Source organism: Pseudoalteromonas sp. SR41-8 (assembly GCF_014163915.1).
Taxonomy (GTDB): Bacteria; Pseudomonadota; Gammaproteobacteria; order Enterobacterales; family Alteromonadaceae; genus Pseudoalteromonas; species Pseudoalteromonas rhizosphaerae.
The window spans coordinates 1-17,636 of the sequence record NZ_JACJEE010000038.1 but is presented as its reverse complement, the minus strand read 5'-3'; the positions used below and the strand labels follow the sequence as shown (position 1 = coordinate 17,636).

Annotated in this window: 12 protein-coding genes; 10 read left to right on the top strand and 2 right to left on the bottom strand. The window is 41.5% G+C overall.

Annotated features, from left to right (window positions below):
- The 4 genes from pepP (at position 1) to H5162_RS18615 (ending at position 4,922) form a co-directional block, all read left to right on the top strand.
- Positions 1 to 1,332 carry a Xaa-Pro aminopeptidase gene (pepP, locus tag H5162_RS18630; RefSeq protein WP_145241892.1) on the top strand — a complete coding sequence of 444 codons (1,332 nt, stop codon included), beginning with the start codon at positions 1 to 3 and terminating at the stop codon, positions 1,330 to 1,332.
- A gap of 9 nt (positions 1,333 to 1,341) precedes the next feature.
- Positions 1,342 to 2,526 carry a 2-octaprenyl-6-methoxyphenyl hydroxylase gene (gene ubiH / locus H5162_RS18625; protein WP_182734655.1) on the top strand — a complete coding sequence of 395 codons (1,185 nt, stop codon included), beginning with the start codon at positions 1,342 to 1,344 and terminating at the stop codon, positions 2,524 to 2,526.
- Positions 2,523 to 3,689, top strand: coding sequence for an FAD-dependent monooxygenase (locus tag H5162_RS18620; protein ID WP_182719172.1), 1,167 nt, complete (start codon positions 2,523 to 2,525; stop codon positions 3,687 to 3,689). The genes ubiH and H5162_RS18620 overlap by 4 nt, the downstream gene beginning before the upstream one ends.
- A 105-nt stretch (positions 3,690 to 3,794) precedes the next feature.
- On the top strand, positions 3,795 to 4,922 hold the full coding sequence (locus tag H5162_RS18615) for a polysaccharide deacetylase family protein (RefSeq protein WP_259398232.1): 1,128 nt from the start codon (positions 3,795 to 3,797) through the stop codon (positions 4,920 to 4,922).
- A gap of 41 nt (positions 4,923 to 4,963) precedes the next feature.
- Here the strand turns inward: H5162_RS18615 and H5162_RS18610 are convergent, their stop codons facing one another.
- Positions 4,964 to 5,833 (bottom strand): AraC family transcriptional regulator, encoded by an 870-nt coding sequence (locus H5162_RS18610; protein ID WP_145241883.1) that lies wholly within the window; start codon positions 5,831 to 5,833, stop codon positions 4,964 to 4,966.
- Positions 5,834 to 6,084: 251 nt separating this feature from the next.
- Between H5162_RS18610 and H5162_RS18605 the strand changes: the two genes are divergently transcribed.
- The 6 genes from H5162_RS18605 to nagP all read left to right on the top strand — a co-directional run bounded on the left by H5162_RS18605 (position 6,085) and on the right by nagP (position 16,649).
- Positions 6,085 to 8,718 carry a TonB-dependent receptor gene (locus tag H5162_RS18605; RefSeq protein WP_220493630.1) on the top strand — a complete coding sequence of 878 codons (2,634 nt, stop codon included), beginning with the start codon at positions 6,085 to 6,087 and terminating at the stop codon, positions 8,716 to 8,718.
- Between the two features lie 36 nt (positions 8,719 to 8,754).
- Complete coding sequence (locus H5162_RS18600; RefSeq protein ID WP_182779287.1) at positions 8,755 to 10,263, top strand: tryptophan halogenase family protein; 1,509 nt, start codon at positions 8,755 to 8,757, stop codon at positions 10,261 to 10,263.
- Positions 10,264 to 10,447: 184 nt separating this feature from the next.
- Complete coding sequence (locus H5162_RS18595) at positions 10,448 to 11,707, top strand: MFS transporter (protein WP_182758429.1); 1,260 nt, start codon at positions 10,448 to 10,450, stop codon at positions 11,705 to 11,707.
- A gap of 17 nt (positions 11,708 to 11,724) precedes the next feature.
- On the top strand, positions 11,725 to 12,603 hold the full coding sequence (locus H5162_RS18590; RefSeq protein ID WP_145241877.1) for an ROK family protein: 879 nt from the start codon (positions 11,725 to 11,727) through the stop codon (positions 12,601 to 12,603).
- Positions 12,596 to 15,139: a family 20 glycosylhydrolase gene (locus H5162_RS18585; RefSeq protein ID WP_182779286.1), complete on the top strand. Its 2,544-nt coding sequence runs from the start codon at positions 12,596 to 12,598 to the stop codon at positions 15,137 to 15,139. The genes H5162_RS18590 and H5162_RS18585 overlap by 8 nt, the downstream gene beginning before the upstream one ends.
- 208 nt (positions 15,140 to 15,347) lie before the next feature.
- Entirely contained in the window at positions 15,348 to 16,649 is a 1,302-nt protein-coding gene (gene nagP / locus H5162_RS18580) for an N-acetylglucosamine MFS transporter NagP (protein ID WP_145241873.1), read from the top strand.
- Between the two features lie 100 nt (positions 16,650 to 16,749).
- On the opposite strand, the gene H5162_RS18575 is transcribed toward nagP, so the two are convergent.
- Positions 16,750 to 17,211 carry a hypothetical protein gene (locus H5162_RS18575; RefSeq protein WP_182731452.1) on the bottom strand — a complete coding sequence of 154 codons (462 nt, stop codon included), beginning with the start codon at positions 17,209 to 17,211 and terminating at the stop codon, positions 16,750 to 16,752.
- Positions 17,212 to 17,636: the final 425 nt, after the last annotated feature.

The window sequence follows — 17,636 nt, the reverse complement described above, 5'->3', positions numbered from 1 at the left end:
ATGCCAACAGTTAAAATAGAAAAAGCAGAGTTTAAAGCACGCAGAGATCGTTTACTTGCCATGATGGAACCAAACAGTGTGGCTATCATTCCAGCGGCAAGTGAAGTAACCCGCAGCCGTGATACTGAATATGCGTTTCGCCAAGATAGCGACTTCTTCTACCTAACTGGCTTTAATGAACCCGATGCAGTGTTAGTGCTTTGCCCAAGCAGCGATACACCGAGTACGCTGTTTTGTTTGAACAAAGATAAGCTGGCGGAAATTTGGCATGGTCGTCGTATTGGTTTTGAAAAAGCTAAAAAAGATTATTTATTCGACCAAACATGTGCACTGAGTGAACTAACTGAACAATTATTGAATTTGGTGAACGGCCAGCAGATTTTATTTTATGCACAAGGTACTTATCCACAGTTTGACGATAAAGTGTGGGCGTTATTAAATACGCTGCGTGGCGCGCCTAAAAAAGGTTATAAAGCGCCACATACGATTAAAGATATTCGTGGTTTAGTGCACGAAATGCGTTTATTTAAATCACCTGCTGAGGTGAATATTATGCGCCAAGCGTGTGAAATAAGTGCCCAAGGACATATTCGTGCTATGCAGTTTGCAAAGCCAGGCGCTACCGAATATCAGCTAGAAGCCGAGCTTCATCATCATTACGCTATGCATGGTGCGCGTCATCCCGCCTATGGCACCATTGTCGGCGGTGGCGATAACGCCAATATATTGCATTACACTGCTAACAGTGATGTGCTGACCGACGGTGATTTAGTGCTGATTGATTCTGGCGCTGAACTGCAAGGTTACGCGGCAGATATTACGCGTACTTTCCCTATTAATGGGCAATTTAGTCAACCTCAAGCTGAGCTTTATAACATTGTTCTAGCGGCGCAAGCAGCAGCGTTTACTGAAGTAAAGCCCGGTGGTAGCTTATCAAAGGCTAATAAATTAGCGATGACAGTGCTCACCCAAGGCTTAGTTGATTTAGGTATTTTGCAAGGTGAGTTACAAGAGTTACTTGATAACCAAGCATGTAAAGCATTTTATATGCACGGCCTTGGTCATTGGCTTGGCCTTGATGTGCATGATGTAGGCGACTATAAAAAAGACGAAAAAGAACGCCCATTTGAAGCTGGTATGGTACTCACTATTGAACCTGGCTTGTATGTTAGCCTAGATGCGCAAGCACCTGAGCAATATAAGGGCATTGGTATTCGTATTGAAGATAACCTGTTAGTGACCGAGCAAGGCCACGAAAATCTTACCTTGAGTGTGCCAAAAAGTATCAGCGAGATTGAAGCGTTAATGCAAAAGCAAGCAATTAACCGCTAGGAGCATAACGTGGCAGAGCAGTTTGATGTTGTTATTATCGGTGGTGGCTTAGCGGGTGCCAGTTGTGCGCTGAGTCTTGCGAAACATGCGCCACAATTAACGATTGCGGTGGTTGAAGCAAATCAACCAAGCACTGAACACCATCCTAGTTTTGACGACCGAAGTATCGCCTTAGCACAACAATCGGTGCAATTTTTACAGACCATTAATGCCTTTGATATTGATGCCTCATTTGCTGCGGCAATTAAAAAAGTGACCGTGTCGGATCGCGGTCACTTTGGTAAAACGCAGATCGATTGTGCGCAGTTTTCACAGTCAGCTCTAGGTTATGTTGTTGAGGTAAATCCGTTTGGTCGTGCTTTACATCAACAACTTGCAGCTACCCAAGTGGTCATGTATTGCCCTGACAGTGTTGCAGATATTACCTATCATCATGACTTTGCAAGTATTACTTTGCAGTCTGGTGCTCAACTTAATGGCCAATTAGTGGTGATTGCCGACGGTGCGCAATCGGCTACTCGCCAGCTGGCAAAGATCAATTTTACTCCTGAGCCTTATTCACAAGGGGCGATCATTGCCAATATTGAAGTGGCAGGTGGTCATCATAACCATGCTTTTGAGCGCTTTACTGAGCATGGACCAATGGCATTACTCCCGATGAGTAATAACCGTTACTCGTTAGTATGGTGTATGGATAAAGCCGATATTGACGCGCATATGCAGCTTGACGACAGCGCTTTTGTAAGTGCTTTGCAAACTGCATTTGGTTATCGTGGCGGGCAATTTACTAAAGTCGGCATGCGTGCAAACTATCCACTGGTGTATGGTCGTGCAGAGTCATTAAGTGCTCACCGTACGGTACTAATTGGCAATGCAGGGCATGCGATTCATCCTATTGCAGGGCAGGGCTTTAATTTAGGCCTGCGCGATGTGCAACTTCTATGTGAATTAGTAAATAGCGAATTGGCAATTGGCAGTTACCTATTTACCCGTGAATATGCCAAACAACGTAACCAAGATATAACCACTGTAATGACGTTAACAGATTCTTTAGTGCGGTTATTTTCAAACTCATCACGAATACTCGCATTTGGTCGCAGCTGTGGTCTATTCTCCATGGATTTGTGTGCTTCTTTAAAAACACCTTTAGCTAAGCAATTAATGGGTCAGGTTAAACAAGGTAAACGACTATGAAACAGACACAAGTATGTGTTGTGGGGGGCGGCTGTGTTGGCTTAACCCTCGCGCTGGGGCTTGTTAAAGCCAATATAAGTGTAGTAGTAATTGATGCTGCAGCAAAACAAGTATTGCCAGGCGATGAATACGCTTTGCGCGTAAGTGCACTGAGCCTTGCCAGCCAACACTTGTTTGAATCTTTGCAAGTGTGGCCTGAGATCATTGCTCAAAGAGCACGCGCCTATACCCATATGGATGTGCGCGACCAAGATAGCTTTGGCAAAATTGCTTTTAACAGCGATGAACTGGACCTTCCTCATTTAGGTCATATTGTTGAAAACGACATCATTCGTTATGCACTGATCAATGAATTAGAACAATACAGCCAAGCAACGCTTATGTTTGATACACGCTATCAACAAATACACCAAAGTGACAATGACGTCTTTATAACCTTAGACTCTGGTGAGCCAGTTATAGCCAAGTTATTAGTGGCAGCCGATGGCGCAAATTCAGCGATTCGGAAACAGTTTAATTTGCCCATTACGTTTAAAGATTATGATCATAACGCCATCGTTGCGACGGTAAGAACCACTGAGCCACATAATAATACTGCGCGCCAAGTATTTTTACCTACTGGACCACTGGCGTTTTTACCGCTGCCAGATGCCAATACGCACTCAATTGTATGGTCAACCAGTCCTGCGCATTGCCAAACGTTACTAGCCATGGATGATAGCGATTTTAATAAAGCAGTTATGGCAGCCCTTGATGGCCAATGCGGTTTATGTGAGGTACAAAGTGCGCGCACAGCGTTCCCTTTGAAAATGCGTTACGCGCAGCAATGGGTGACAGGTAAAGTGGTATTAATGGGCGATGCCGCACATACCATTCATCCGTTAGCAGGACTTGGTATGAACTTAGGCCTTAAAGATGCCGCTTACCTTATTGAGCTGTTAACTGCTGACAATAAAGAGTTTGCCAGTAATCGACTATTGCGTGATTACGAGCGTACCCGCAAGCTTGATGCACAAAAGCATATTGCCATGATGCAAGGCTTAAAAGAATTATTTGCAGGCGCTAACCCACTTAAAAAACTGGTACGTGGTGTGGGTTTAAGCTTGGTTGATAACTTAGGCCCAATTAAGCACCTGTTTGCCAAGCAAGCGATAGGGAAGTAGCAGAGATTCATTTTGTTTGATTAATACCTAAATTGCATTGCTTCGTATCAGTCGATGGCTAAATAGCATGCAATATTAATTAGGTGTTAATTAATGGAGAACAAAATGAAAAATAAAACGGCAGTAACGCTATTGTGTGCAAGTTTATGCTCAACTTACAGCTTTGCAGATGACGACAAGGTTATCTATTTAACGTTTGATGATGGCCCGATTAATGCCACCTCAGGGCTAATTGATGCTTTAGATGAGGCACAAATAAAAGCGACATTTTTTATCAATGCTTTTCACATGTATGGTGAAGGCGATGAAAATGAACAACACTCACAATTAGCATTAGCTAAGCTTTTAAATAGCGGTCACCTTTTAGCTAACCATAGTTATGACCATATGTTGCATAATTGCACGGATGGAGAGCGCTCTGGTGCTGTTTATTGTAACGAAGTTGGTTTATGGCCAGTTAAATCCTACCAAGATGTAAGTATCGATTATGATTACTTTGAGCTTAATACTCAAAAGGTCTTGGCGTTATTACCTAATGCAGAAAGCTTCCCAAACTTTAAAATGAGAACAATGGCACGCTTGCCGTATACAAATGCGTGGCGTGTTACGAAAACTTTTAAAGGTGATGGTTTATGCGCAACATCTGATAATTTACCACCTTGGGATCCAGCTTTTTCTTGTGATCCACAGGTTTCTACCAATAGCTCACAAGTCGCAGTAAAAATATCTGATAAATTAGCAAGCGAAGACTATAAGGTTTATGGTTGGGATTTTGATTGGGGCCCAGTGAACTGGGGCGTTGATTACCCTGCAGAAACAATGGCAGATGGTATTCAAATGGTCGAAAGCATTAATCAAATCGTCAATACTTGCCCTGGCAAAACAATGGACCCTGTCAATAGCCGCACGCAAAACTTAGATTGCAGCGATGGATTAGCAGCGAATAAAGTAGTGATACTCACCCATGACTTTTTGTTTGAAGATGGTCCGCGCGGGCTAGGTGCGACGATTAACTTGCCCAAAATTAAAAGCTTTGTTGAGCACGCAAGAGCAGAAGGTTATCGATTTGATACACTTGATAATTATGCGCCTCAATGGCAACAAAACAGGCAATACGAAGCTACTAATTTTGTAAGTTATCAAGATAAAATTTATTCTGTGTTACAAGCACATTATTCCCAAAGTAATTGGCAGCCTTCAAACACGCCTGCATTGTGGTTACTTGAAAAATAACGGTATTTATAAAAGGTAGGTAGCCCTACCTTTTTACTCTTTCACACTAATGATTTTTGTTTTAAGCGCTTTCTAAATTGGCTTGGTGTTGTCCCTTTTAGTGTTAAAAAGCGGCGATTAAAGTTAGAGGTATTTTTAAACCCACATTGATCGCTGATAGCCGTAATAGCGCGGTTAGTATTGATCAATAGCTTACAAGCTTGACCAATTCTTAACTGGTTAATAAATTCTGTTAAAGTGCGTTCCATGCGCTTTTTAAAAAAGCGGTGAAAGTGGTTAGTGCTCATATGCGCCATGTTAGCTAATTGTTCTGCGCTTAAGCCCTCAGTGTAATGGCGATAAATATAATCAATCACTTTATCAAATTTATCTTTTGCGGGATCAGTTTTATTAGTGTAGCAAAAACTCGCGCTAGAAAGCTGCTGAGGGACTGCTTCTTGGCTCATTAAATACAGTAATTTAAATAAACCTAAATATTGCTCAAAAGGGTTACTGACCTCGATTTTTTCAAAATATGATTTCGCTATCATCGCTGTTTTAGTCGAGAATTTAAGGCCTTGTCGCGCAGCGATTAATAACTCTTCAAGTATGGCAAATTCAGGGTGACTAGTAATTTGCTGACTAAGCCATTTTTTTGGAATTTGTGCAACGTGAACAACTTGTACACTGTTATCTATATTCGGTGACGATTGCCAAGTATGGGGCAAATCAGCACCAAGGATCACTAGATCAAGTTCGCCATAAGGAGCAATGTAATCGCCAATATGGCATACCCCTTGACTGTTTAAAGTAAGGCAAATCTCAAAGTCTGGATGGTAATGCCAATTAAATGGAATGTAATCAAGCGTATATTTACAATAGCGCCACGATGAATTGGTATTAGGAATGACTTTTTCACACATTGCCCGCATGACGACCTCCTTATTTATTTTAGTCCCTATATTGAACAATTTTTAGCAGTCTAAGTAATACTTTTCAATTCACTTTTAGTATTAATCTATTGCACGCGATTCTTTGCTAACAGGACATTGAACATTTTGCCATCAAAATTAACATTCCTTTGATAGGAAAGTACCGGATAAAGTGTCAATTGTACTGCTTAACACGAATGCGGCGCGATACCCTAGTAACGCTTTCAATAACAATAAATAGGGGACTAGGAATGAAAAACATCAACAAAGCATCGCTTAAACTATCGACATTGGCGATATGTATCTCAGCACTATACGTCAGTCCAATGGCATTAGCTGCAGCTCAAACTCAAGCTGACAGTGATATAGAAACCATTGAAGTGCGTGGCATTCGTCGCTCTTTAGAAGCGTCAATGAACACTAAGCGTTTTGCAGATGGAGTGGTAGATGCCATTACCGCAGAAGATATTGGTAAATTTCCGGATAAAAACATTGGTGATGCACTACAACGTATTTCAGGAGTGACGGTTGACCGCCAATATGGTGAGGTAAATGGCGTAACTATTCGTGGTACTGCACCAGAGCAATCAAGAATATTACTCAATGGTCAAACAGTAGCAAGCACCTCATGGTACGATTTAGGCCCAGCGACACGTACTTTTAATATGGAATTGTTATCAGCAGAGCAAGTGTCGGGTGTGCAAGTGTATAAAACACCGGAGGCAGATATCGAAGAAGGAGCACTGGGAGGAACCGTTAACTTAACGACTCGTAAACCTCTGGAGTTAGATGCAAATACGTTACTGCTCTCTGCAGAGTTGGCACAAAGTTCATTGTATGATGAGACGGATCCTGGTGCATCAATTCTTGCTAGTTGGAAAAATGAAGATGAAAAATTTGGTATTTTAGCTGCGTACTCTTATGAACAATTAACTTCAGGGCGCCATGTACTTGAGTCTATTGGCGGCTACTATGAGTACTTTGCAGAAAACCAAGCAACAGGACAAGAATCGACAGTCGGTGCATGGAGTTTAGGTTCGCAAGCATTTAAGTCTGAGCGTGAGCGGACCAGCGCGCAATTAACCGCGCAGTTTGCACCAACCGATAATATGGAGTTTGTGCTTGATTATTTTCGTTTTGAATTTGATAACCCGCATGTAAACCATAACTTTCTGACGGTTGGCGCCCGTGGTGCGGGTTCTACTAATGTAACCAACAATGCATTAGGCGGTACCGAGCAAGCAACTACATTACCTGCATATGCTTCTATTATTTATAATCCAGTAGTGCGTAATGCCGTTAATATGAAAGCTGATGTACTAAACCTAACTGGTAAGTTTCAAGGTGATGGCTTTGAACTCAGTGGTGTAATTGGAAAATCAACATCAGATGGCGGCACGCAATTTGGCGCATCTTCATGGTGGATCCCAGCCTCAGATGAAGGAGGTAAAATAGGTGATCCTGCATTTCCTAATGGACAAAACAGCACTGATGGTGGTTTTACTTATGATGCTACTGGTCCTTATCAAGTTTGGCTAACTTCGCTAGATGCTACCGATGCAACGCAATTTAAACATGCGCAAGAAGCAAATTTTGATACCACAGTGCAAGAGCATGATGTGAGTTATGCTCAAGCTGATGTTAAATTTGAGTTAGATGGTAATTTCTTTACTGCAATCAAGACCGGCATTAAATTTAATAGTAGCGAATTTTCGCGCATTGCATTTAACCGTAATCCAGACGAAGTACTTGGTTTTGTTCCCGATGGTAATTTATCAAATTGGAGTGATGGCGTATTAACTGGGCTGCATTCACAAAGCTCTGGTCATACGCTTGATGCATATGCCTCACTTGATACAGATAAATGGTGGGATTTCATTAGCGGTAAATATGCAGCTGGCGAACTGACCGAAGTCGCTAACTTAGGTAATACTTTTTCAGTGGATGAAGATATGATCGCCATTTACGCGAAGGCTGATTTTAGTGGCGAAAACTACCGAGGTAATATTGGTTTACGTTACGTTGAGACTGAGCAAACATCGAGCGGCTACGCCGACGGCGCGGTTTTCAAAGAGACGGTCGATTATAATAACTTACTCCCTAGCGTAAACTTTGCTTATGATTTATCGGATGACATTATTATTCGCGCGGCAGCATCACAAGTTATGTCTCGCGCAAACTACAGTGATTTAAAACCCGGCTTAGCAATTAATGCCAATTTTGGTAGCGCCACAGGGGGAAATCCTGATCTAAAACCCTATGAAGCTAACCAGGGCGATATTGCTATAGAGTATTACTTTACAAGCGCTTCTATGGCATCAGCAGGATTTTTCAGCAAACAAATTGATAACGTTGTTTTTTCGACTGAAGCGGTTGAATTTGTAGATGGCTGTGGCGCCAGCCCAGATCTATATGAGCAATGCCGTGTTACTCGTCCTCGTAGTAACGGCGAAGGCTCTGTAAATGGTATTGAACTGCAACTACAGCATAGCTTTGCTAACGGTTTTGGGGTGGTGACTAACTATACGTACGTAGACAGTGAAACAACCACGCCAGATGGCTCAAAAGAAATGGTACCAGGTGTTTCTGAAAACAGTTTTAATGCATCAGTGTTCTTTGAGAACGATATTATCAGCACTCGTTTAGCATATAACTGGCGCAGTGAATGGATTGGTGTTGGTGCAGCCCAAGCAGTTAAAAACGATAACTATCAACAAATTGATGCGTCAATCATCTGGCATGCCATGGAAAACTTAGATGTTAGCCTTGAAGGCGTTAACTTAACCAACGAAGTGGTGCAATCGTACGATACTAACTTTGCTTTAACGCAAAATACTATCGAGTTTGGTTCACGTTATTACCTTGGTGTAAGTTATAAATTCTAATGGAGATAGGCCGCCACTTGGCGGCCTTTTTTAGTTATGGCTATCATAAATAAATTAGTAATTTTAGGCGGTGGTAGTGCGGGTTGGATGTGCGCTGCGTATTTATCAAAGCAGCATCCTGAATTAGCTATTAGTGTTATTGAATCGAGTAAAATTGGCAGTATTGGCGTTGGTGAAGGTTCAACACCACACTTAAAAAACTTTATGGATTCACTCGGTATTAGTGAACAACAATGGATGCCCAAGTGCGATGCAAGCTACAAAGCAGGCATTTACTTTAATAATTGGAATGGCGATGAACGTTGTTATTTCCATCCATTTTATAGCGACATGGATGAAAAAACTGCCGAAGTTTATTTTGTAAACGCTAATGCCCGAAGGCGCGGTAATGGCGATTGGCAAGCCCCAGATGAGTATTTTTTAACAGGCCATATCGCAAAACAAAATTTAAGTCCAAAAGTGCATACACCTATGCTCAAAGAGCAAACTTATGGTTATCATTTTGATGCCATAAAATTAGCGGGTGTGCTAAAAGCCTATGCACAAGAGAATGGGGTTGAACACATTGATGGTGAGTTTAGCCACGCGCATATAAACGACAATGGCAATATAGCTGATATTACGCTGTTTGATGGACGACAAATTAATGGCGACATGTTTATCGATGCCAGTGGTTTTAATGCACTGTTAATTGAGCAAACACTGGGTACACCTTTTAATTCATTTGCTGATGAACTACTTAACGACCGTGCTGTAGCCGTGGCGACGCCAATTTCTAGCGATGCTGTGATGCCATGTGCCACTCAATCTACGGCGTTAAGTGCCGGTTGGTGTTGGCAAATTCCGCTCACTAGCCGTATTGGTAACGGCTATGTGTATAGCTCAAAACATATCACTGATGAGCAAGCCCTGTATGAGCTTGCCCTGCAATTAAACATAAATCCACAAAATAGCGCGTTTCGGCATTTAAAAATGAAAGTCGGCTGTATGCAGTCTGCATGGCAAAGCAATGTCATGGCTATAGGGTTGGCGCAGAGCTTTATTGAGCCCATCGAAGCGACATCTTTGATGGTTACTCAACATAGTATTAAGTTATTTAGCCAAGCCTTAACAAAGCTAAAAAACAACGAGCAGTCATTAAAAGTAGCTGAACACGTCAATCAACAACTCCATCAATTAGTGTATGGCATTAAAGATTATGTGGTTGCGCATTATGCAACTAGCTTACGCACCGACAGTGAATACTGGCTTACAGCCAAGCAACTGAATCACAGCTCTAGTGCTTTAAAGTCTTTACTAAAAGCATGGCTTAATGGCGATGATTTTGATGCGTATTTGTCAAAGCTTACCCAACAGCAAGTTTATTTTAGACCTAGTTGGTATTGCTTACTTGGTGGCATGGACTACCAAAGCTCGCTGTGCCAGCAGTCATTTGAACCCGCTTGCGCTGCAATTTGTAATGGCGCAAAAATGTATTTGCATGAACTGTGTAATAAGCATTGTAAACCACATGCAGAGCAACTACATGCAATGAAGACTGCATAAAGTGAGTTGAAAAGTATCAACAAGCCGTAGAGTAGTGCCGCATAACTCATTTTATGATGGCAGACTTAGCTAATTAAGAGTGGTGATTAATTATTCCCTTGAATCATTTTGTTTGTATGCCCACGAACAGATGGCTATCGCCACTCTATTTATTTTTAGAATGAGACTTTCAGGTAGAACAATTATGAAAAGAAATTATTTGATAGTGCTACTAGTACTGGTTACCTTTTTTGTTATTTCATTTATAACGAACTTATTAGCGCCGATATTTCCGGCTCTGATCCAAAGCTATAATATAGGTTTAACCCTTGCTGGTTTTTTCCCATTTGCATTTTTTATCGCGTATGGAGTGATGTCGATCCCCGCAGGGTTGTTAGTGCAAAGCTTAGGTGAAAAAAAGGTCATGCTCATAGCATTCTCACTGGCATTATTTGGCAGTGTGTTATTTGTTAGCTTGCCGATTTTTGCTGTTGCAATGTCAGCATTATTTTTGATCGGTACCGCCATGGCTCTATTGCAAGTGGCAATTAATCCGTTACTTCGAGCCAGTGGCGGCTCTAAACATTTTGCGGTTTTTTCGGTCGCAGCCCAGTTAATGTTTGGTGGTGCAGCGACCTTATCACCGCTGGTATATAGCGCGCTTGTTAAAGCAGATTCACAAGCACAGAGCCAAAACTGGTTATTGCAATTAGTACCCGCCGATATGACTTGGCTAAGTATGTACTTATTATTTGCACTGTTATGCACAGTGATGTTGGTGGTTATTAGCGTGTTACCGATAAAACACAACACCCAAGCAGAAAATCCGCAACAAGGCAGTATCAAACAAAGCTTACAATTATTTAAAGACCCCACCGTGATCAAGTTCTTTTTTGCCATCGTGGCTTATGTGGCGCTTGAGCAAGGAGTGGCTAATTCAATTTCAGTATTTTTACAAACCTATCACCAACTTGACCCAAATACAGGCGGAGCACAGATAGTGAGTCAGTTTTGGCTATCACTGACATTAGGCTGCTTATTGGGCATCGTGCTGTTAAAACTCTTTGATGCTAAACATGTGTTACTTACTTTTAGTGTTGGTGCGGCGGTTAGTCTATTTACCGCATTATTTGCACATACTGAGCTGGCATTATGGGCGTTTCCTGCGGTTGGGTTTTTCTTATCAATTATGTGGTCGGTGATATTTTCGTTGGCATTAAACTCAGTTGCAAAAGGGCATGGCACTGTATCTGGTATTTTATGCACAGGGATTGTCGGCGGTGCATTTGCCTCGCCTATTATTGGTGCGGTGAGTGAGCTTACAGGTAGCTTACAAATATCACTATTACTGCTGTTAATGCCGCTTGGTTATATTTTTAGTGTCGGTATTTGGGCTAACCCACTGGTTGCTAATCACACGCTTAAAAGTAATCCACAGACAGCAAAGCTTGCTGAAAGTAACTAATGACAAAAGAGGTTGTAATGTCACAAACTTTATTATGTGTTGACCTTGGTGGCACCAAAGCGCTGGTCGCAAAAGTAACCGCAACAGGTGTAATAGAAAAACGCTATTTTGATGTGGACGGCTCAGCAAGTAAGCAGCAAACAAACGACTTTTTATGTCGAATCATCAAGCAAGTGGTTGATAATACTTGCATTGGTATCGTCGTAGGTGTACCTAGCATGGTGCTGATGGAAACTGGCGAAGTGATCGAAACGGTTAATATCCCCAATTGGAAAAATGTGCAGTTAAAGCAGCTATTAAGCACACATTTTAAACTGCCCGTACGGGTGCATAATGATGCAAATTGTTTTGCTATGGGAGAATTTACTCAAGGTAATTTTAAATCAGATACGAATTTAATTGGCATTTGCCTAGGCACTGGACTTGGCGCCGGGCTGGTGCTTAATGGTCGATTATATACGGGTAAGCACTCAGCCGCAGGAGAGTTTGGCAGTTTTAGTTATTTACAAGGGATTATTGAGCACTTTACCTCTGGGCAGTTTTTTATTAATCAAGGTACAACGGGCAAGCAAGCTTACCAAGAGGCATTGGCAAATGACGCACACGCACAACGTTTATTTGATGAGTTTGGCAAGCATCTCGCTCATGCAATAAACCATGTGATACTCGCGTTTGACCCTGACGTTATTGTACTAGGTGGCTCGGTTGCACAATCATCAGCGTGCTTTTTACCTAGTTTGCATATTCAGTTAGCTAAGTTAGTTAACCCAGTTATTTTGCAGTCGTTAGATATTCGTATTAGTGAGCTTGGCGACGATGCTCCATTATTTGGCAGCCATGCGTTATTTATAAACGACATGGCTTATGAGCAATCGTTGGGAGCTAGCTATGCGTAGAATTATATTATTGGTGCTTGCCATATGTTCGGCTGCAGTTTTTGCTAAAGCACCATCGCAGACTGAGTTAGATACCCTCGCGCAGCAGTTATTGGTAAAATATGAGTTACTTTCGGCAAAGCCCGATACTTGCCCTGCACCTCATCAAAAGCAGTGTTACTTATCGCGTTTGACGTTCAGCACACCTTTTGATGCAAACAGTCAACAGTGGTCAATTTATTTTAGTCAGCTAATGCCAATTTATAGCACTGACTCGTCGCAGTTTACCATTACGCATATCAATGGCGATTTACACCAAATAAAGCCCTCCTCGGCATTTGCCGGATTTAAACAAAATACGCCGATAAGTATAGAGTTTTATAGTCAAGAATCGCAAATTACTCGCGCTGAGTTTATGCCTAATTACATATTGGCAAGTGCGGGTTTAACAAGCCGGGTTATTAACAGTACTAAAACCGCGATTGATCCTGACACTAAGCTAGAGTTACAACCATATTTAGCACCATTTTTAACCTATGAACAACTACAAACGAGTAACGACGATGCGACACCATGGATGGATGCGGAGTATTTATATGAAAGTGAGTCTCGGCCTATATTAAATACGCCACCGCTGAGTTTGATCCCAAAGCCGGTCGCTTTAACTTTATTATCAGGTGAGGCTGTAGATTTAAGCCAAGGCCTAAATCTACAGCTAGCGAATGATATTGATCAAGTACAACTTACAGCGGCAATAGCACGCTTAGCACGTTTTGGTATTAAGCAGCATAGCCAAGGGATTAAAACCACGCTCAATTTAGATTTAGCAGCTGATAACCCAGAGGCTTACACGTTAAAAATTCAACATGAGCAAATAACGATTAGCGCAACGAGTTCTGCAGGGGTATTTTATGCGTTGCAGAGCATCGCAGGGTTAGTCAGCCTTGATAATTTAACTATCCCAGCACTTAATATTACTGATGCGCCGCGTTATGAATTTAGAGGCATGCACATTGATGTAGCACGCAATTTTCGTTCAAAAACATTTATTTTAAATACCATAGAGCAAATGGCCGCCTATAAGCTTAATAAATTACACTTACATTTAGCGGATGATGAAGGCTGGCGATTGGCTATTAACGACTTACCAGAGCTTACGGAAGTCGGTGCCAAGCGTTGCTTAGATTTAACCGAACAGCGTTGTTTGTTACCACAGCTAGGCGCAGGACTTGATAGTCAATCAGCGGTAAATGGTTACTACAGCCAGAATGACTATATTGAAATATTAAAATATGCTCAAGCGCACTTTATTGAAGTGATCCCATCACTTGATATGCCAGGGCATTCGCGCGCGGCAATTGTTGCAATGGAGGCAAGGTTTAACCGTTTAATAGGCCAAGGAAAAAGCGAACAGGCGCTTCAGTATCGTTTAGTCGAACCCGCTGATAAAACTCAGTACAGTTCAATCCAGCATTATCAAGATAACACCTTAAATGTTTGTTTAGAATCGACTTATCAATTTATCGGTAAAGTGCTCGATGAAGTAAACGCATTACATGTGCAAGCCGGTGTGCCTCTTAAAACTTACCATATTGGCGCCGATGAGACGGCTGGTGCGTGGGTTGACTCTCCAAGCTGTCGGCGTTTGCAAAACCAACAACCGGCGCTGCATTCATTTAATGGCTATTTTATTGAAAAAGTCAGTGCCATGGTCGCTAAAAAAGGCTTTAAAGTGGCCGGATGGAGCGACGGTATGAACGACGTTACGCTAAAGAGCATGCCAGCAAATGTGCAGTCAAATGCGTGGGCAACGCTGAGCGATGGTGGGCATGAGGTTGCGCATCGTCATGCTAACCAAGGCTGGGATGTGGTGTTATCAAGCCCGGATGTAACTTATTTTGACTTCCCATATCAGTCGCATCCGCAAGAGCCGGGGAATCACTGGGCGAGTCGCGCGATTGACAGTAAAAAAGTGTTTGAGTTTATGCCGGATAATTTGCCTGCGCATGCTGAAATTTGGCGTTCGGTAAACAATCATCATTACAGTGCTGATGATCGTAAAACGATGCGCACAAAACCTTTTATTGGTTTGCAAGGGCATTTATGGTCAGAGCTCATTCGCAGTGACAGGCAAGCTGAGTACATGTTATATCCGCGGTTATTAGCGCTTGCAGAGCGAGCTTGGCATAAAGCGCCATGGGAATTAGATTATAACGGGCAAGGCGCTAAGTATGATCAAAATACAGGCCATTTTAATACAACGCTTAAGCAACAAAAAGCAGCTGATTGGCAGCGTTTTGCGGCGTTAGTTGGCTTTAAAGAATTTGCAAAGCTAGAGCAAGCAGGGCGCTTTTATCGTTTACCTAGCGTAGCTGCACAACAACAAAGTGAAGGCTTAGATGCATTTACTTTGTATCCGGGGATTGTCATCGAATATCAAAATAGTCTTGGCAATTGGCTCATTTATGATGATGAAAATAAAGCCACTAATGTAAAGCAAGTTCGTACGCTTTCTCAAAGAGGTATCCGTAAAGGGCGATCATTGGCGGTGAAATAAAAGCCTTTTAAGCGTTGCTTATTATAAAGCCTTATAACAAACAGGGTCGATTTTTTGCTTTTTAAAAATGATAGCGCTGTCATTTTTGTTGGTGTATGATTAATTTAATGTAATAAAAATGATTTTAGGATTGCAGCGCCTTGGTTTATAGAGCTTTCACGGCGTAATGCTAAAATAATTAATTAAAATAAACTGTTGAGATAAATTTATGGAAGCAACTGTCGAGTGTGAAGCAAACACTAAACATAGTATTTGGCTGCCAATGACATTGGCAGGATCAATGTTTTTCATTCTAGGTTGTATAACCTGGCTAAATGGCGCTATTACACCGTTTTTACAGCAAATGTTGGTGTTATCGCCACTGCAAGCCTCGTTTATTATTTCCTCATTTTATATTGCCGTAACAGTCGCTGGCATCCCATCTGCAATGCTTATTAAGCGTGTAGGTTACAAAAATGGTATGGCAATTGGCTGTGCAGTAATGGCCGCGTCAGCCTTGATGTATATTCCTGCCGCTAAAATGCAGATGATTGAAATATTTTTATTCGCACAGCTAATGATAGGTGTTGGGCAAACAATCCTACAAACAGCGGTAAATCCGTATGTTGTTAAAATGGGATCTGAAAAATCAGCGGCAGTTCGTGTATGTATTATGGGCTTACTGAATAAATTTGCTGGGGTTATCGTGCCTGTTATTTTTGCTGCCGTTGTTGTCAGCGGTGTAGTCGCTGATGGTGAGCAATTATCACAACAGCAAAAAGATGCGATGGCGAATAGTCTTATTTTACCTTATATGGCAATTGCAGGTTTGATCTTTGCGTTTGCAGCATTTGCTAAATTTTCATCGCTACCTGATTTGGTTTTTGAAGAGTCTGAAGGTAATGGTAAAGGCGAAGTAAAAGAAGCACTAAAACATCCTCACCTAGTGCTGGGTGTAATTGGTATTGCCTTATATGTTGCTGTTGAAGTGATTGCCGCAGATACCATTGGCTCTTACGCATTACAGATTGGGATTGCCGATTACTCAGTGATGACCTCATACACCATGGCGTGCATGTTGGTTGGTTATGCCATTGGTATTGCACTTATTCCCCGTTTTATGTCGCAGCAAAATGCGCTCGTTATGTCTGGGCTTGCAGGTATTGTAACTGTACTTGCAGTAATAATGGGAAGTAACGACTCATTTATTCTTGCTAACATATTATTAGTACCATTTGGTGGCCCTGAGCTGCCAGATCCATTGTTATGTATTGCCCTACTTGGTTTTGCCAATGCCATGGTGTGGCCGGCAATATGGCCGTTAGCATTAACTGGCTTAGGTCGTTTAACTGGCACTGCATCCGGTTTACTTATTATGGGTATTGCAGGTGGTGCATTAGGCCCATTACTGATTGGTTTAGGTAACGTAGCAGGCTTAGGTGCGCAAGGTGCTTACGCCTTGATGATCCCAAGTTACTTATTCATCTTATTCTATGCGCTTAAAGGCCATAAAATGAGAAGTTGGAAGTAGATTAAAGTTGGCGAGAGTAAAGTTAGCTCGTTAAGAAAGTTTGTAAGTGAGCAAAAGCGCGATTTATAACACATCGCGCTTTTTCTTTTTTAATCAGTGTTTATTTAATTTCATACTGAGCCAACAACTTATCGACTTCATCTAATTTAAGCTTCAAGTCGCCATATACTTCTGGACAGTCGTTGTAAAAGCAGAGGTTTTCTCTAAAGTGTTTATTAACAAGCACTGCTTTCTCAATAATCTCTTTATTACTCACTATTCCTTGCTGCAGCTTCTCTACTAAAAGACGAATGTAACAGCTTGCTATATCATTCGCCTCCATAGCATTGTGTTTACATTTTAAAATATAATTTTGAAAGTGTGGAAAATAAAGATTAAAAAGTGGTGGAGTGATTTTCCTTAGCTCACTGGCGCTCTCAATAACACTCATATCAAACGTTACGAATATCTGTTGCTCCGTACGATTAAAAAAGTCTTGTTTGGCATACTTTACGTCAGGTGAAGCGTCGGGCATGGTGATGCATTCATCCCATAAAGCCTCAAGGTCTAATTCAGTTTCCATCAAATCTACTCCTAGAAAATGAGCTGCAATATGCAGCTCATGAAAATATAGTTATTTTATTCTACAGACGATGCCTGTTATTACTTTTGCAATTCCTCTACCAGAACCTTTACATTGCGACTTTTCTTTTTCTCTTTGGTTTTGATATTTATTTTTTTACTTCCCTGTGTTTTACAGCCCTTTCATAAACTTGTCTGTGGTTTTTAGCAATATTTTTAATTTGTTTTATTTTCTTAGCATGCCGACCAGGCTGCCATTTATCGTCCCATTTCTAGTAGTTGGTAGTTGGTAGTTGGTAGTTGTTTGCTATTAGATTTTGAAATTAAATTGATGTGTGAATACTAGTATTAATTGAACTGTAATGAATACAAAGCAAAAAGCCGTGCTTGATTTAACAAACACGACTTTTATAATTTTAGCCTTTA